This is a genomic window from Mycobacterium nebraskense (assembly GCF_002102255.1).
Taxonomy (GTDB): Bacteria; Actinomycetota; Actinomycetes; order Mycobacteriales; family Mycobacteriaceae; genus Mycobacterium; species Mycobacterium nebraskense.
This window is the reverse complement of sequence record NZ_LQPH01000032.1, coordinates 1-15,322: the sequence shown is the minus strand read 5'-3', so window position 1 is coordinate 15,322 and position 15,322 is coordinate 1. Positions and strand designations below refer to the sequence as shown.

Here is a 15,322-nt window from a genome sequence, read left to right as displayed (position 1 = left end):
CTCCCAGACCCCGGCCCCCCACCCTGATCCACCGGCGAATTCGAACCCGGCTGTGGAGTCTCCGATTTACTGTTCTCGACTGGATCGTGCGAGTTAACGGGACCCGCCGGGGCCGCGGGGGGTTGTACAGGTGGTGGCGCTAGAGGTGGTGGCCCCAGCGATATAGGGGCGAGCGGTTTGCCGAGCCGCGTTTGCAAGTCCAGAAGTTGCGCACCGTGCGTTTTGTCCCACCGCGCGTGCTGGCCGTAAATCACATCCGCTGCCCGTACGGACATCGCCTCCGCGGAGGCGTGGTGGGCGTCGATAATCTCTTCAATCTCGGCGGGATCTTTAGCAGCACTGATCTTTTCGTGCGCCTCCCGGTCGATATTGCCCTGGTCGCGATCCACATCGCGGACAATCTGCGCCTCCTGCTCATACATCTTCGCGGTGGCGGAATACGAGTCGGCTAAAGCCCGAATATCAACCACCACTTGGCGATTCACAGCGTGCATCGCCTCAGAGCCTGGAGATTGAATAGCTCCCTCACGTTCAAGGTTCGCGCTCGCCCGCGTATCAGCCCACGCATTCAGCCGCGCCGCCGTGGCGCGATGCGCCGCAGCCTCCTCATCAATGCCAAAAGGGTCCGGAGTCAACATCTCCGGGGTGATAATCCGCGCCGAAAATGCGCCCGTCCCCACATACGGCACTGCGCGCCCACCATCCTTTCAGGTACGAGAGCTCCTGAGCTACTCCAGGCCGCAAGCGCTTTCAATCCGCTTTGACAGGCCGCTGCTTACTTGCTCCCTCACCAACGCGTCATGCGTCTTACCGAGATGACGTAAGTCTGCATCCTCGATCAGAATGCCGCGTTCCAGATATTCGGAAAGGAGGGCCCTGGTTTCTGGAGGTGTCGCGGGCCCGATACTTGCTTTGATGAGGGCGCTCTCAACGAGCACTGTCCTAGCTTCGTTCGCAACGGCGCCTCGCGTGACCGGATCGTTCCAGTCTGCCGGAGCCGCAGCAACTTCCCTGCTTGCGTTCGCAATGGCTATGCCCCCGGTGTTCCAAGCGTCGCAGGCTTTGGCTTTCGCTGCCTGGATGGTGTCTGTCGAATAGACCGGAGCTGGTGGCGGCACCATGACAGCGGTGCGGCGGACCGCGGGTTGGGCGCTGCCGAGGGCTGCGCCAGCGTAGACCGCGGCCGCGATGGCAACTGCCAGAACAACTATTGCGGAGGGCACCAGCGCGCCACTACGCCTCCGGCGGCGTTGCGCTGGGGGGCGGTGCCGAGCTGGCTGAAAGCGCTCGGGGTAGTCGACTGCTGGGCGATCTGCATAGGTAGTCATTACTAGATCCCCACGATCGATGACAGCGCCTGCTCGTTGTCAGCGTTGCCGATTATGTACGCCGCGACGGCATCGCTGTTCTGTTCATCCACCGCACTGGCGTGGCCGCCCATCGCGACATGACTACCGATCAGCGCGGCACCGTGCGCGACATGCCCCGGTGTCATACCAGCAAAAATTCCCGGTGCCAACGACGAGGGAACGTCAGGCACCTCAACAGCTCCCGCCGTATCCGACCCGCTCGCAACGGCGTTCGCGGCTTGCGCGGCATCGGCCACTACATCAATTCGCCCCGCACCCATAACTTCTACTCCTTGCAGACCTTTCCGAGCGTGCTGCCCGCAGCCCGTGTCGCGCGCGCTCGTATATTGACTTCCCCGTCTGCCAGCAGCCGTGTTTCGGCGTCGGCCTGAGACAACAACGCATCGACATAGCCTTTGACGGCGTTTCGTACCGCTTCTGGTGCCGCCGGCGTGGTCTGCGTCTTCAGATACTCCGTTTCGACCATGATGACGTTCTGGAAATTCGCCAGAGCGGCCTGCGCCTCGGGCGAGCTCCGATCCGGGATCGCGACAAGTGCACGATCAGCATCGGTAATCGGATCATCGATCCGCATGCTGGCATCGCACGCCTGCTTTTTGGCTGCCGCGATTTGGTCACTCGTGTACGCGGGCGGGCCGGCGGTCACCGTCGTAGTGACTTCGCGCGGCGGCATCATCCACTTCACCGCGGTGAGCACAATTGCGGCGATTGCGAAGATCGCCGCAACCGCAAGGATCCCCCACACCAGCCGATCACGCGGTGGTGCCGGATCTGCATCCGCGGCGATCGCCTCCGGCGCAGCTGCTGGAGCGTGCGGACCTGGATACGGCGCCGGTGTACTTGGCGGAACCGCGACGCTAGGTGCCGCAACCGCAGCGCTCGGCTGCGCCGGTGTGCTACCCGGGCGCGCCCACACCGCCGCATCAGTCGGCATCTCAGAACTCACAACATCTACGGTATCGCCGCACACGAGGTCACGGCTACCGCAATCGCGAGGAATTGTATTTGTCCGCACGAACCGGACCGTAGCGGCACCGGCCGACAAATGCCCACCACCGACAACGAACCATTATTTTCGCAGCGCTGGATGGTGGTCCGCTGTCGGTCGTATTTCCTACAGTTATCTCCATGAAGAAGGCCCAGCACCGTCTGCTCGCGACCGCTGCCGTCGCCGTCATGACAGCGGCCGCGGCGATCGCCGGGCCCGGTATCGCCGCACCCCCTTCGGCTGCAGCGAGTGTGGACCTTGCGGTCGGAATGCCCATCCAAATCGGCAAGCACCGCTGCTCACTGGGCTTTTTTGGCTACAACCGGCGCGGTGACCGTCTCGCGGTGACCGCCGGACATTGCTCGGATTCGGTGGACCAGTACGTGACCAGCGAGAGCGGCACGAAAATCGGTGAAGTGGTCTCACGCCTGCCCGACAACGAGGACGGACATGGTCGCCTCACCGGATCACGCGGCTACACACTGTTCCTGGTCTACAAGCGGCTCTCGCTGCAACGTTTCTTCACCGACACAAGCCGATCGGTCGCTGTCGGTGACTCAGTCTCCAAGTTCGGCGAACGCACCGGAAAAACCCGCGGTCACATCACCGAAGTCAGCGCCGCCGCGCGCCCTGACCTGGCACTGATCTCCTCGGACATGGTCCAAATCTCCGGCGACTCCGGCTGCCCCTGGTACACCAGCGGGCCAACACTGATCGGGATCGCCTCCAGCGGCGACGAAGCCGACCGCGGTGCAACAGCCGGCAGCCAAGCCCAACCCCTTGGCGCGGTCATCGACCTCATCCGCACCAAACCAACCGTTTGGCGCGAAGACTTCAAGGTTTGGATCGAATGAAATCTGGGCGCCCGAGAGGTCGTCACGGGACCAGCCGAAAACAGCCAGCACCCAAGCTGCTTGGCGCCACATGACCCAATTACGCGTCAACTGTTAACTCGCCGCTGACTCGCTGTCGTCGGCCGGCTCGACCGCTGCCTGCGCTCCTGCCGCAATTGACATCACCGGTTCGACGACCCGCCACACCGTCATTGACGCCAAGATCGTGTTGTCGTCCTCTTGAAGCCAGAACACCGGATATTGTATTTTCTCGGCGTCGTCGACCAGGAATTGGGCCACAGCACCACGCAGCCACTTTTCACGCCGCTCCAGCACATCTGGGTAGACATCGCGCAGCGCAAGCGCAACAGTATCGACAAGAATCTCGCCGGGCACGATTCCCTCCAGGGATTTCCCGTGCACGCGACCGATAGAAAACTTGTAGCTCGCCATGACCGCAATTCTGCCAGTCTGGAGCGCGGCTTTACGTGTGACGCGCTGACCAGAGTCCCGGCGCAGCGATAGGATTATTCGGTGGCGACGTTGGAAGACCTCGAGGCCCGGGTTGCCGCGCTGGAAGCCAATCAGGCCGACTACAAAGCGGTGCTCGCAGCGGTGAACGCGCTCGGCGCCAACCAGCGAGAAATCGGGACAACCGTACGTGACCACACCGCACGACTCGACCACATAGAGGGCAAAGTCGACCTGCTCGCGACCAAGTCCGACGACACCAACGAGCGGGTCAGGTCCTTGGAAGAGGGCCAATCCGAGATCAAAGACCTGCTGATCAGGGCGCTTGATCGCTGACCGACCGGCGGCCCGCTACAGCCAGTGCGGATGTACTGGCGTGGTCCACAACTCGTTGTCGGCGACGGTCATCCCGTCGTCGTCATCGAACTCCAGTTGGACGTAGCCATCGGCGCGGTGGACGACCTGAGACACCCGGCACCATTTGTGATGGGGAGGCTGGCCACCGTCGTCGTCATCGACTGGCACGCGGTCGCCGACTTGGACCTCGGAAATACAGATGCGCGGCCACGTTGCACCATCGGCGGCATCGCTGACGTATTCGCCATTGCGGGGGCTGCTCGCCCACCGCTGCTCGGCCTCGTCGAGACTCAACCGACTGGCCTGTGCAACATCGCCCCAGTTGACCCCAATCGCGTGTGCGTAGCCAGCCAGACGGTCGCGCTCGCTGTCCAGGCGAGCGAGTTGGTCGCTGAGGTCACGAAGACGCGCTAACACGGTCGCCGGACGGAGGTGCATTTCCCACTGGCTGAGCAGCGGCCCGAATTCTGCTGAGCCTAAGCCGGTTCGGCGCTCGACACCGTCGCTGCTCCACTGGCAACTGCACCTGACTTTCCACCCGGAAATGTCGGCCACCGGTATGGACACGCTCTCGAGTGCGTCGGGATCTCCAACGTCGCGATGCTCACCACCGGCCAGGACGGCCACCGCGGTCGCCACATGCCGGCGTCCGTCGACTCTGGACACGAATTCCCAGCTCAACAGTGATCTCCCGATGTGGCGGTCAGGTGCCTGCGGCCTCGACGCCTTGGTCGAAGGCAGCGACGAAATCTCCGGTGCCGATCATGTCGTCGATCTCGGCGACCTCGTGTCGTGCGGCTTTCTGCGCGCCCTTGAGCGCCTGGTTGATCCGTTCTTCCAGGCCCTGATGGGTGTAGGCGGCCATCGTGCCCTCCACGATTTCGATGCCCGTCATGCGTCCGTTGGCCGCGACCGTCACTTTCACATCACCGCCGGCGGCGCTGGCGGTGATGCTGACCTCGTTGCAGGCACGCTTCCAGGCTTCGAGTTTGTCGATGACGCGGTCGAGGCGTTTTTGCACGCTGCGGCAATGCTCTTGGTCGCGGTTGTATCCGTCGATGTCAATCATGCTGGTTGTCCTCGTCGAGGATCACACGTTTGCCCGTGCGCGCAGAGGTGACAACGACGTCATCCTCGATCGCACTGGGGGTAGGTCGCGGGGGATCGGCGATGCTGGCCCGCGCGCTGCGGCGCACCACTTCGCCGCGTACCGGCTCCCCGTTGGGGATCTGCGCGAGGTGAACTTCCTTATCAGCGGGCCGTGGTTGACGCGCACCACCACCTGCGCCTGCACCGCCGCCCATACCTGCCATGGGCGGCATCATCATCGGCGCTCCGCCCATGCCCCCAGCGTCAGGCGGGGCGGCTGATCCTGCGATCGGCCCGGCTACCGGAGGCGGTGTGGGCGGCCCCGCCACCGACATGATGCCCGTTCCCGTCGACGGGCTCAGCCGCCCGGCTCCGGCGGCGGGCTGAGTTTGTCCGCCACCTGCACCGCCGCCCGAGCCTGCACCGCTGGAACCGGCGAATCCGCCGATGTCGGAGCCGCCTTCACCGGTGTCAAGATCCGGTTTCGTCATGTCGCTGGTCAAACCCGATACCGCTTCCATTCCCTGGGATATCAACTGCTGGCCCTGTTGAGCCAGCGCGGCCGGTATCGCGGTGGCGGCACCGATACCGGCGCCCAGGAGCCCGGGAATCAGAGACATCATGGCGGCCAGCGGTTGGCTGCCCGCCTGCGCCGGCACCGGCCCAGGGACGTGGTCGTCGTCGAGTGCTTCGTCTCCCAACAGGGGATCCTCGCCGATTGACTCACCGACAGGTGTGTTCGCGGGTTTGCCTTGTGCGCCAGGCTGATCACCCAGATTGTCCCCGGGCGGTGCCGGTTGCCCGCTCGCAGAACCGCCAGGGGAAACCACCGGGGTTACAGGCGGCGGGCCCGGTGGTGCGGCGGGCAGCTCGCCGAGCTGGTAGCCCGTCATCGACACGTTGGCTTTGCCGTGCAGGCCGGCGAGTTCGGTTTGGTAGTGATTGACCGCCGCAGTGTATCTGCCGGCTGTGCCTGGTTGAGTGTTGAGTGCTTGGGCGGCTGCGAGTTGACGTTCGGTGTTGGTGAATTCGTGGGTGCGCGGGGTGCTGTGTTGGGTGCGTGTGAATCGGTCGCGGTGGTTGCGCCCGGCGTTACCGATAGCGTCGGAATGCTGGGCCATCGTTTGCGCCCATTCCCCGAAACGGCCCAGCGCCCCAGCAAGTTTGGTGCCACCCTGGCCGGTTAGCGCGCCCTGCACGGCGCTTTGGGCGTCCTGCACCGTGGTCGCGGCACCGCGGAACACCCCCGCCATGGTGTGGCATCCGGCGACGAAACCTGCACCGGCGCTTGCATTTCCGGCCTCGATGAGCGCGGCGATGCTTTTGCCGTCGCGCGGGGCGACCGGAGCGATCGGAACCAGCGGCGTCGGCGCGTTGGCGGCGGCGGACGCAGTGAACGCCGGCCTCGCCGCGGCCGAGCCGCCCCGCAGAGCGACACCGGCGGCGTTGGACAGGTCGGTTTGGGTGTAGGCGCCCAGAGATTGTCGAACCGCATCAGCTGCTGAAGCCAGCACCGCCGCACCGTCACGGGCCCGTGACGACAGCAGCTGCCCATGCGCCGAGAGGCGGGCCGCCGCACTGGCTGAGACCTCATCGGCGGCGAACGGCGGGTGTGCCAGCGGGCTGGCCGCCGCGCCCGCTAATGCGGCAGCGGCCGCGTCGAGCTGGGCGGCCACGCCCGCTAATGCGGCGCTGTGTACCTCCAGCCTGGCCACGGGCAGTCCTCTCGTCTCGGTGTCAGAAATCGATTGTCGCTGCAAAACGCGCGACTTGGGCTTCGGTCGGCAGATTCGTTAGGACCGTCTTGTTGTTGGCCTCCCATTTGAGCCGCAGTTCTAGCTGCGAGCGCAGAAACGCCAGTGTCGCTAAGCGGATAAGCCGATTGCACAATTCGGCCTCGGTGAGCCGCATCGCGTCCGGTTCGATCTGCACATGTGTGGTTGAACCGTTCAGATCGGCGGTCACGATGATCGTGGCATCGCGGCTGGCGGCTTCGAACATCCCAGGCACCCGATGCTAGGTCGCGATATTGCCGATGTTGGCGGCGTTTTGCTCGTTGGAGACGGCGAAAGCCTGTCCGCCGCTGCGCAGCTGGGCAGCCATCGCGCGATGGCGGGCGGCCTGGCTCGCCAAGGCGGCGTCACGTGCTGCGACGACCTCTTGGGCGGCCCGGCGCGCCTCATGAAACAGCGGCCCCCATGACTCGGCGGCCTGCAGGACTTTGGCTCCGTCGGCGCGGGCGGCCTCAGCCTTCTCGGCGGCGTGGTCGTGGTTGGCCGCCCACCGTTGCAGGTCGGCCGGATCGACCTCGATGCGTTGCACAGTCATCGACGTTACTCCGTTCTTGAGGTATTTCGCGGTGGACAACTATGAGGTGGTGCCGGGTAATCCGGCTGCCAGGGTCGGGGCCGGCGCGGCTGTTGGAGCGGCCGCTACCGGGATTGCGGCCGCGGTGGGCACGGTGGGCAAAGACGGATGCAGCCAGCCGAGAAAGTCGGTGCCGAAATCGATTTTGTCGAAATCGACCGCCCCCTGACCGTCGATCCATGCCTTCTGGTTGCCCAACGCCATGATCTGCTTGCCCATGTATTGGCCGACGTCGCCGAACACCGTTTTGCCTGGTGAGACTGGGGCCTCGACCGGGGTACCCGGAGGAGGCACGGCAATGTTGTTCTTGTTGTACTCGTCGTGCAAGTTCCCTCCTGCCAGCACCTGGCGGCTGGCGGTCGCCAACGCCGCATTATCGACTTTCACCGGACCCAAGCCTTTGACGTCGACGTTGAGGTCCGGTGCAGGCGGTCCCACCGGTGGCTGACCCGGACCGGCCGCCGCGGCGGTCGGCGGTTGACCGCCACCCCCAGCACCGTTGCCTTGATTTTGATGCTGATCTGCCAGGGTGCCCGGGGCATTGTTGGACCCTTGTGCCCCGCCCTTGGTGTCGGGGCCGCCGTGCTGATCTTTGAGATCCGAGGAGTGCTCGTCGCCTCGATCAGATCCGCGGGATTCCCGCAACGCCGAACCCAAGCTGTCACCCAAGCCCCCGAGCCCGCCACCCCCGAGCCCAGGAATGGCCGATCCCAGCGCGGCAGGGATACCGGCCGCGGATCCCAACGCAGGCCCCAGTGCGCCGGGCAGCCCGCCCAGCAGGCCATCTGAGGGCAGCGGGCCCGACAGCAGAGGGTCGTTGCCCAACATGCCTGGGTCGCCGGCGAGCCCACCGCCCGGCGCGCCCGCGCCGGCGGGTCCCCCGGGGGCGCCGGGCCCACCTGCCGGGGGTGCGCCGTTGGCCGCGGGCCCGGCGGGATCGCTGCGGTCGCCTTGTCCTGTTTTGTCCAAAGCGTCGAACCGCGCCGCCAACGCATCGAGGACTTTCGATTTCGAATCTGAGTCCACGTGCTGGGAATGCGCCACGCGCACAATGTCGGACGTTTTGCCTTTCAAGAATTCCGCCAGCTCGGACATACCCGCACGGGTCCCCACCGCGTCGGGGCCGATCCGGTTTACTTCGTCGATGATGGACTGCTTGAGACCGTCGAGTTCCCCTTTGCCCTGATCATCTGACGCTGAGGCCGACAGGATCGCATCGGTGAGCTGCACGTCGGCGTCGTTGAGCTGGGAGTGGTTTTTCTCCAGCGCCGAATCGAGCTTCTTGGCCGCCTCCCCCGCCTGACCTGACATCTCATCATTGCCCGTCGACGGGGTTGAGGCGTGTGGCGGCACGGGCGGTACTTTGCCGGGAGGTGGCGGCGCTGTGGGTGCTGATGCGGCAACCTTGTCCGGGACCGGGAACGGGCCGATCTGCGGCGCCGGCGGAGGGGGCGGCGGAACGCCGTCGGTATCAAGAGGAGCAAGCGCTAACTCAGGTGAGCGCGGTGGCGGGGTCGGTGGCACCGCAGGATCATCGCCGGACACGCCGCACTCCTTCCGCCGCAGTCGCGTTCACGCCATCACGTTGCGTGCCGGCGATGGCGGGCGCAACGCCGTAATACGAACCTGCCGCGATCATCGGTGGGGCTCCTTATCGAGCGAAACAGGCCGGGCATAACCTGCATCACCAGCCCCCCGGCTGCTTTCAGCACCGCCATTTTTCGGTGGCCTGATCTTCAGATCGTCGACACACGAGACCAGTTCGGTAAACAGATCGCCCGCCCATATGCGCATGCAGGCTCACCGTAACCGCGTATCACTGGCTTCGCCCACCACCGCGGGCAATATTCTTCAAACCCGCTCCCCCGCAACATAAGTCACCCGAAATCGACCACCGCTGTTGACTTTTGTTGACTTTGAGACACACCGCGCTCACATCCGCGACATACACCCGCAGCCGGTAACACTGTCCCCGTGAGCAACAGGCTCGCACAGCTGTGAACGACGCCAACCCGCTCGGCGCCGGGCTGTGTCCAACGCCGTCAAGACCGCCAGATTAACTGGCTGAACAGCGTGTCGTTGCGGTCAAACCGCAGCGGTGCATGCCAGACTCCCCCACAACAACGGCACCAGGAGGCACACCCACCGTACCGCCTTTAGCGGCACCCGCGCCGTGAAATACCTAATGCGCCAACCAGATACCTCGATCAGCCCGGGCGCCCCGCGAAGACGGGCCGACCCGTTAATCCACGGCACACCCGTGCCGCCTAGCACCCGACATCTTGGAACGGGAGGTACAGCACCTGCGCATCTGAGCGGCCGCCGGCATCTGCGGCGGACTAACTCAATATCGATCACGGGCGCATTGCGCCGCTGAAAGTTCAAAGCCCCCCGGAGCCAACCGGAGGGCTTTGGTGAGGCGGCAAACGCCCCATCCCCGAAGGGAATTGCTGTGACAGGCATTTCCGATGGTAACGCATGTCTGCGTCCAGCACCAGACACGGCGCACCGTGTCTCACCCCAACTGCACCGGCCGACCGGGTCCTCCCCCGCTCGCCCCCGCCGCGGTAACGCCTACGTCCATCGACGTCGACGCCCCCACCGCGGTAACGCGCCGCGCTCATCTGTCCTGCTCGCGCGTCATCCGCGAGAAGACACCCAGGGCACGCTTTTTGGCGGCTCCGCCGCCGGGATTGCTGCGGTCCTCGAAGAGTTTCTCGCCCTCGCACCCGGCGGGGACGCCTACTGCGGGGTGCCAGTGTGGTCGGGTGCCCAACGATGGGCTCGTGTGACGGTCCCGATCGCCTATGCCACCCATCGCGACCGGCTACGCGCTGCCATGCCTCACGACACCGTGTCGCTGAAAACCCTCGTCAAAGTGGCCGATGCCCGCGCTCGCTACGCCGACGGACGCAGCGGACGGCACTGCCGTCCCTGCAACCGCACTTTGGCGACGCTGACCGGACTAGACGCTCGCACCGTCCGTCGCGCTACCCGCTGGCTGGCCGCCATGGGCTGCGCCACCGAGATCCTGCGAGGCAGGCAACGCACCAAACGGGAGCGACTGGCCAGCTGGAGGCTGGGCAGCCGCCAACGAGGTTGGGCGTCAGTGTGGGCATTGCACCAACCACGCCCGGTTGTGGATAACTCACGCAGCTCAAAGGGTCTATGGCGGCCACCGTCGACCATCCTGTCCACCCATCCCCGTAGGGGGTCCCTATCAGTTGATCATGTCTCTTTTAGCTGCTTATTACCTACCGACCAGCTTGTGCACAAACCAGGCCAGGCGGGCATTCGCCCGCACACCAACGGCGGCGCTACGCGCCACCCACCCCGACAACAACACCGCCGTCACCAGCAGTACTCCCCCGTCGACGACGCCGGCCGATTACTGGCACTTCGATGGCGTGCAGATGGCCAAACACCGGCCTGGGCACGCCGACACACCCCACGCGGCTGGGCGCAGCTACTGGCCCGTCCAGCCGCACACGGTTGGACCCCATCCGATATCAACCAGGCCATCCGTGAATGGCGATCCGTTGGCGGCAACTATCTGCCCGAGGCCCCGCATCGCCCAATCGGACTGCTCGGGGCGGTGCTGCGCTGGCACGGCATCGACCCACCCGGAGCCGCCGAGCGCGCCCGGGCCGCCCACGCCGCAGCGATCCGCGCCGCAATCCACGGTTGCGCGCTCTGCGAAGAAGACGGCCTGATCGAAACCGAGCACGGCCTGCAACGCTGCACCGCCCACATCAATTTCGGACAACCCCAGGGCTAGCTAGCGCCCCAGGCGCAGCGTCTACTGAGCGACTGCGAGATTCGGGCGATGCTGGCGCGCCCTAGTCAAAAGACTCTCAACATGCGGTGCCAACAACGTCGCCACATCCACGTTGAGACTGGCCGCGTACTGAGTCAACAGTTCGTGGTCGGCCTCGCTGATCCGCTTTCCGACGTACTTGCGCAGTTGCCGATCCTCAGACCCATGTTTGATGCCCGTAGGCCCGTACACCTTGCGTTGCGGCTTCTTCATCAGTGCGACCTTCCGCAGAACTATTCCGGAAACTAGAACGACGGCCAACGATGGTGACGATTCGCTCACGTATCGCTGAACTGCTGTTTTAACTGCTGCAGCCAGCTTAGCCGCTATGCGGAGTTTCCAGAAACATTACGGAGCGCGTGTTTTCAACGCGGCGGAGATCCGCAATTTCCGGAAATCCAACAGAAAATGCGAGCCTATTTCCGGAAGAAGAGTACGATCCTTACGTGGACGCTGCTGCCGGCAACACCTGGCCGTCCGGCGAATACGGCGAGGTCGTAAGCCCCACCGGCAAGCGCGCCTACCTGGCCGCCCAGGCTGCCGAACTCGCCGGCCGCACGCCACGCTGGGCTACCGAACTAGCGCGCGCCGGCCACCCGGTAGAAAGCGAACGCGGGCGCATCCCCGGCCGCCAAGGCGCAGAAGCCTGGTTCCTGATCGCCGACAGCTTCGAACGCTACCTTCAGGCGCTGCAACGATGGCCTCCTCAACCCCCCGGCGTCAGCACGCAGTGGCAACAGCTGTTCCAACTCCAAGGCGCCGACCTCGAGGCCGCCCGGCGCCAAATAGCATCGCTTGAAGCGGACAACCAAGCCCTCACAGCAGCCAATGAGCAACTCACCGCCGATCGCAACAAGCTACTCGACACCATCGCCACCCTCACCGAAATCGCAAAGACGCAGCGGGGGCCATGAATCCTCCCGATCGTGAACGATCGGGACTCTCCTAGCTCAGGCTTGCGTCGAGGGCGTAAGGCCTGAGCGCGCGCCGAGCGACCAGGCACCACCCGGGTTAAAACCCGGCCGGTTGAGCGTGACGTACGCGGAGTTTATGTCGAGTGGGTGCGACGTGTCCGCAGTGTTCGCACCGGTAGCTGGGTTGCGACAGCGGCAGGCGGTGTTTGGCTCTCGCACCGCCTCCCCGCCCTACCCGTTTAAGGGCCACGTCGATGCGGCTGCGGAGATCGGGCGCTGGGTTTCACGAGAGCTATTTCATTCGCCAACCGCCGGAATTCTTCTGGCCCGCTGATCATCGCCCGGTGTGTGGCAGCCACCCAACGTCGACTCGACCCTGATCGGGGAGTTCACGCGAACTTGTCGACGGGCTGTGCGCTTCCCAAACGGTCGAGGTCCTCCCCGATTCCACCCGATTCGCGCCATTTGACCGTGACCCAATCTCAAGACCCTTTCAACGCTTAGCCCACCGCGCCGTCAGGGTCGGGCAAAGTTACCGACCCCTGGGCCCGGTCTTATTGGCGTGAACTGTCCGCCCGCGCTGCGCCTGACGGTGCCGAGCTTGAGGCCGGGTGCGCGCGCTGAACCCGTCCGCGATGTGCGGTTTACCGCGGTAAACCGCTCTCTCGTCGCAAGCATATCTGCAGCTAGACGGCGTTTTGCTATTTTGTTCCTGTCCGGACTCTGTGGGGACCTACCCAATGGCGGGTCGCGCGCGGTGGTCGGTTTACCGCGGTAAACTGACCTTGTTTCACTCAAAATTCAGCGTGTCATCGCGCGAACTTTCAGGTCCGCGTCGTACCCTTTTCGGTATCCGCTTCCCGCCAGGCCACAGACGTGACCGACGAATCCAAAGGCGCCCTCCCATGACCAGAGTGATCACTGTTTTGAATCAGAAAGGCGGCGTCGGCAAAAGCACCACGACGGTGAACCTTGCCGCAGTACGCGCACAGTCACTGACCGCTCACCTCGGAGCTGACGCCTTCCCTCCCGTGGCCGCTGTGTCGATCGATCCCCAAGGTTCGGCGAAATGGTGGGCTAACCGAGTTTCGTCCTTGCCGTTCCACCTCGTCCAGGCCCACGACGATCCGCTGGACTGGTTGCGTCAGCTCAACGACCTGCCGAGAATTGACGAGGTCTACGTCGATACAGCCGGCTGGTTCGACATCGACCCAGACGCTTCCGGTGATGGTCTCGGCGATGGATATTCCGCCGACGCCCTGCGGACCGTGCTCGATGTCACCTCCGAGGCGCTCGTGCCGATCCTCCCCCAGCCGCTGTGCTTCGACCCCACAGCCCGAACCATCCGTAAACTTCTCCAACCCCGCGATATCCCTTACCGCGTCTTCATTAACGGCTGGGACGCCCGCGACGGAGCAGCCTGGCTCGACGCGACGCGCAACTTCGTCAAAGCCCAGGGCTGGCCACTGGCCGAGACCGTGATCCGTCACTACAAGGCGCACACCAACGCCTCTAACGAGGGTGTCGTCGTCACCCAGTACAAGAAGTTCGGGTCGTCTGTCAATGCGGCCGCGGACTTCTACAAACTCGCGGAAGAGCTGAACATGAACGGTGCGCACTGATGGGCCGCGGCGGCGTGACCACCTTCGACAATCTCGTCGATGCGGTGGGCGACAACTCCTCAGTCGACGGGCAAGCACAGACCGGCGTCGTGCCCCCGCGTTCGGGTCTGTCGCGTTCGGTCGCCCTGCGCGAATTGGTGGGCAATCCCCACAATCCGCGAACCTCACTGGGCGATTTAGAGGATCTGGCCTCGATCGCCGACGTTCAACTTCAGCCCGTCGTGGTGGTAACACGAGGCGCGTTCAACCGCATCTACCCCGACACCAAGATCACCGCGCGCTGGGTCGTCATCATCGGCAACCGGCGACTTGCGGCGGCTCAGAAATACGGCCGCGCCGAACTCGACATCGTCATCAAGGACGAACTCGTCAAAGACCGGCCAACCTTGAAGGCCGCAATCATTAGCGAGAATGTCGACCGCAAGGGCTTTGACGTCATTGAGGAGGCCCGGGCAGTTGACGACCTGGCGAGCGAGCTGGGCAGCGGTGACCAGGCAGCCGGTTACCTGGCGAAAAGCAAGGGTTGGGTGTCCCAGCGTCGCGCCCTTTTGGGGCTGAGCCCGGAGCTGCAAGAGGCCTTGCGGCGCGGTGATCTCGCGATCCGCGACGCGCGATCGCTGGCTCGAGTCCCGCTGGAACAACAGGTTGCCCGATGGAATACTGCGCGCAACCTCAAAGACGAGCCCGATGCGAACCGGGGGAGTGGTGCATCGTCGTCAGACCGGTCAGGTGCCCAGCACTCGCTGAGATCGGTCACCAGAGCGCTACGAAAATTTGAGAGCGATCCGCAGGGCTTGGCGCGGGCGTTGCTGGATGAGCTGGGCGAAGCCGGTGTTAAAACACTGGCCAGTCAGCTACGCAAGCTGACCAGACAATAAGTTGCGCAGCGGCGGTTTACCGCGGTAAACCGCCGCCTCATCAGGGCGGGCCGTGGCGGTGGCCGTCATGAATTGCCAAGCAAGGCAAGCTATCTGAGCCAACCGGGTGGAGCGACAGCGGACCGTGGGTCTGCGCCCGCCAGCTGGAGATTACAGCTAAGCCCCTCACATCCCCGGCGTCCACGCGCATGCTAGACGCCGGCCCTGGCATCACCACCAAGCCCGCGTCTAGCATGCCGTCACCCCCGCGCGCCCTTGTGCGCCAAGAAATGTGAATTCTGGGGTGTGGGCGCCGGGGTGGGTGTGGCGCTACGGTGGCCGGTTATGTCGCTGGATGGCCTGGTCGCTGAATCGGGTGAGGCGTTGGGCCGGGCGCGGGCGTTGTTTGGTCCGGCTGCCTTCGGTGCGGGGTTTAGCTCGACGCCGGCGTTGTTGGGTGCTGGCGTGCGGGTGAGTTCCGGGGTGGGGGAGTCGCAGAATGTGTGGTGGGGAAGTGCAGGGTCGGGTTATCGGCTCAGCGGTGGCCAGTCGACTCAGGAGTTAGATAACACCGCCGGTGCCGATGGTTCGGCCGGCGCCGCGGTAGGGCAGGGCGGGGCGGCGGCCTCATCGGGGC

The 15,322-nt window shown here is 64.6% G+C and carries 17 protein-coding genes and 1 pseudogene; 7 read left to right on the top strand and 11 right to left on the bottom strand.

Features of this window, described 5'->3' with window-relative positions; translation table 11 throughout:
- The 3 genes from AWC17_RS31880 to AWC17_RS03980 all read right to left on the bottom strand — a co-directional run.
- On the bottom strand, positions 1 to 638 hold a 638-nt coding region (locus tag AWC17_RS31880; RefSeq protein ID WP_208618359.1), incomplete at its 3' end, for a hypothetical protein.
- 692 nt (positions 639 to 1,330) lie between these two features.
- Positions 1,331 to 1,630 carry a hypothetical protein gene (locus AWC17_RS31875; protein WP_141224472.1) on the bottom strand — a complete coding sequence of 100 codons (300 nt, stop codon included), beginning with the start codon at positions 1,628 to 1,630 and terminating at the stop codon, positions 1,331 to 1,333.
- A gap of 5 nt (positions 1,631 to 1,635) precedes the next feature.
- Positions 1,636 to 2,115 (bottom strand): hypothetical protein, encoded by a 480-nt coding sequence (locus tag AWC17_RS03980; protein ID WP_085164303.1) that lies wholly within the window; start codon positions 2,113 to 2,115, stop codon positions 1,636 to 1,638.
- A 383-nt stretch (positions 2,116 to 2,498) separates the two neighbouring features.
- On the opposite strand from AWC17_RS03980, the gene AWC17_RS03975 reads away from it, so the two are divergent.
- Positions 2,499 to 3,212, top strand: coding sequence for a S1 family peptidase (locus AWC17_RS03975; RefSeq protein ID WP_244193471.1), 714 nt, complete (start codon positions 2,499 to 2,501; stop codon positions 3,210 to 3,212).
- 93 nt (positions 3,213 to 3,305) lie between these two features.
- On the opposite strand, the gene AWC17_RS03970 is transcribed toward AWC17_RS03975, so the two are convergent.
- Positions 3,306 to 3,644 carry a hypothetical protein gene (locus AWC17_RS03970; protein WP_085164301.1) on the bottom strand — a complete coding sequence of 113 codons (339 nt, stop codon included), beginning with the start codon at positions 3,642 to 3,644 and terminating at the stop codon, positions 3,306 to 3,308.
- Between the two features lie 81 nt (positions 3,645 to 3,725).
- On the opposite strand from AWC17_RS03970, the gene AWC17_RS03965 reads away from it, so the two are divergent.
- Positions 3,726 to 3,998 carry a hypothetical protein gene (locus AWC17_RS03965; protein ID WP_085164300.1) on the top strand — a complete coding sequence of 91 codons (273 nt, stop codon included), beginning with the start codon at positions 3,726 to 3,728 and terminating at the stop codon, positions 3,996 to 3,998.
- Positions 3,999 to 4,013: 15 nt separating this feature from the next.
- Here AWC17_RS03965 and AWC17_RS03960 read toward each other — a convergent pair whose 3' ends face one another.
- Genes AWC17_RS03960 through AWC17_RS03935 form a run of 6 tightly spaced genes read right to left on the bottom strand, consistent with a single transcriptional unit; the run spans position 4,014 to position 8,786 of the window.
- Complete coding sequence (locus AWC17_RS03960) at positions 4,014 to 4,700, bottom strand: hypothetical protein (protein WP_141224470.1); 687 nt, start codon at positions 4,698 to 4,700, stop codon at positions 4,014 to 4,016.
- 22 nt (positions 4,701 to 4,722) lie between these two features.
- Positions 4,723 to 5,088: a YbaB/EbfC family nucleoid-associated protein gene (locus AWC17_RS03955; protein ID WP_085164296.1), complete on the bottom strand. Its 366-nt coding sequence runs from the start codon at positions 5,086 to 5,088 to the stop codon at positions 4,723 to 4,725.
- Positions 5,081 to 6,823 carry a PE domain-containing protein gene (locus AWC17_RS03950; RefSeq protein WP_141224469.1) on the bottom strand — a complete coding sequence of 581 codons (1,743 nt, stop codon included), beginning with the start codon at positions 6,821 to 6,823 and terminating at the stop codon, positions 5,081 to 5,083. Before AWC17_RS03950 ends, AWC17_RS03955 begins: the two co-directional genes overlap by 8 nt.
- 22 nt (positions 6,824 to 6,845) lie before the next feature.
- Positions 6,846 to 7,109, bottom strand: coding sequence for a hypothetical protein (locus tag AWC17_RS03945; RefSeq protein ID WP_085164293.1), 264 nt, complete (start codon positions 7,107 to 7,109; stop codon positions 6,846 to 6,848).
- 15 nt (positions 7,110 to 7,124) lie between these two features.
- The gene (locus AWC17_RS03940; RefSeq protein WP_085164305.1) at positions 7,125 to 7,436 is read right to left on the bottom strand and encodes a type VII secretion target; all 312 of its coding nucleotides are present in this window, start codon (positions 7,434 to 7,436) and stop codon (positions 7,125 to 7,127) included.
- 39 nt (positions 7,437 to 7,475) lie between these two features.
- Positions 7,476 to 8,786 carry a DUF4226 domain-containing protein gene (locus tag AWC17_RS03935; RefSeq protein WP_085164291.1) on the bottom strand — a complete coding sequence of 437 codons (1,311 nt, stop codon included), beginning with the start codon at positions 8,784 to 8,786 and terminating at the stop codon, positions 7,476 to 7,478.
- A 1,957-nt stretch (positions 8,787 to 10,743) separates the two neighbouring features.
- Here AWC17_RS03935 and AWC17_RS31870 point away from each other — a divergent pair.
- Positions 10,744 to 11,253 carry a hypothetical protein gene (locus AWC17_RS31870; protein ID WP_141224467.1) on the top strand — a complete coding sequence of 170 codons (510 nt, stop codon included), beginning with the start codon at positions 10,744 to 10,746 and terminating at the stop codon, positions 11,251 to 11,253.
- A 21-nt stretch (positions 11,254 to 11,274) separates the two neighbouring features.
- On the opposite strand, the gene AWC17_RS03925 is transcribed toward AWC17_RS31870, so the two are convergent.
- Complete coding sequence (locus tag AWC17_RS03925; RefSeq protein ID WP_141224465.1) at positions 11,275 to 11,505, bottom strand: hypothetical protein; 231 nt, start codon at positions 11,503 to 11,505, stop codon at positions 11,275 to 11,277.
- A gap of 146 nt (positions 11,506 to 11,651) precedes the next feature.
- Between AWC17_RS03925 and AWC17_RS03920 the strand changes: the two genes are divergently transcribed.
- The 4 genes and pseudogenes from AWC17_RS03920 to AWC17_RS31865 form a co-directional block, all read left to right on the top strand.
- Positions 11,652 to 12,206 (top strand): hypothetical protein, encoded by a 555-nt coding sequence (locus tag AWC17_RS03920; RefSeq protein ID WP_141224463.1) that lies wholly within the window; start codon positions 11,652 to 11,654, stop codon positions 12,204 to 12,206.
- Positions 12,207 to 13,111: 905 nt separating this feature from the next.
- Entirely contained in the window at positions 13,112 to 13,828 is a 717-nt protein-coding gene (locus AWC17_RS03915) for a ParA family protein (protein ID WP_085164283.1), read from the top strand.
- On the top strand, positions 13,828 to 14,706 hold the full coding sequence (locus tag AWC17_RS03910; protein ID WP_085164281.1) for a ParB/RepB/Spo0J family partition protein: 879 nt from the start codon (positions 13,828 to 13,830) through the stop codon (positions 14,704 to 14,706). Before AWC17_RS03915 ends, AWC17_RS03910 begins: the two co-directional genes overlap by 1 nt.
- A gap of 324 nt (positions 14,707 to 15,030) precedes the next feature.
- Positions 15,031 to 15,322 (top strand): annotated as a pseudogene (locus AWC17_RS31865) (hypothetical protein); the annotation flags it as partial.

Bases quoted from the DNA above. Each gene is read 5' to 3' on its own strand.
- AWC17_RS03940 (WP_085164305.1), bottom strand. From the start codon at position 7,436: ATGACTGTGCAACGCATCGAGGTCGATCCGGCCGACCTGCAACGGTGG.
- AWC17_RS03970 (WP_085164301.1), bottom strand. From the start codon at position 3,644: ATGGCGAGCTACAAGTTTTCTATCGGTCGCGTGCACGGGAAATCCCTG.
- AWC17_RS03945 (WP_085164293.1), bottom strand. From the start codon at position 7,109: ATGTTCGAAGCCGCCAGCCGCGATGCCACGATCATCGTGACCGCCGAT.
- AWC17_RS03955 (WP_085164296.1), bottom strand. From the start codon at position 5,088: ATGATTGACATCGACGGATACAACCGCGACCAAGAGCATTGCCGCAGC.
- AWC17_RS03915 (WP_085164283.1), top strand. From the start codon at position 13,112: ATGACCAGAGTGATCACTGTTTTGAATCAGAAAGGCGGCGTCGGCAAA.
- AWC17_RS31875 (WP_141224472.1), bottom strand. From the start codon at position 1,630: ATGGGTGCGGGGCGAATTGATGTAGTGGCCGATGCCGCGCAAGCCGCG.
- AWC17_RS03975 (WP_244193471.1), top strand. From the start codon at position 2,499: ATGAAGAAGGCCCAGCACCGTCTGCTCGCGACCGCTGCCGTCGCCGTC.
- AWC17_RS03925 (WP_141224465.1), bottom strand. From the start codon at position 11,505: ATGAAGAAGCCGCAACGCAAGGTGTACGGGCCTACGGGCATCAAACAT.
- AWC17_RS03910 (WP_085164281.1), top strand. From the start codon at position 13,828: ATGGGCCGCGGCGGCGTGACCACCTTCGACAATCTCGTCGATGCGGTG.
- AWC17_RS03935 (WP_085164291.1), bottom strand. From the start codon at position 8,786: ATGTCAGGTCAGGCGGGGGAGGCGGCCAAGAAGCTCGATTCGGCGCTG.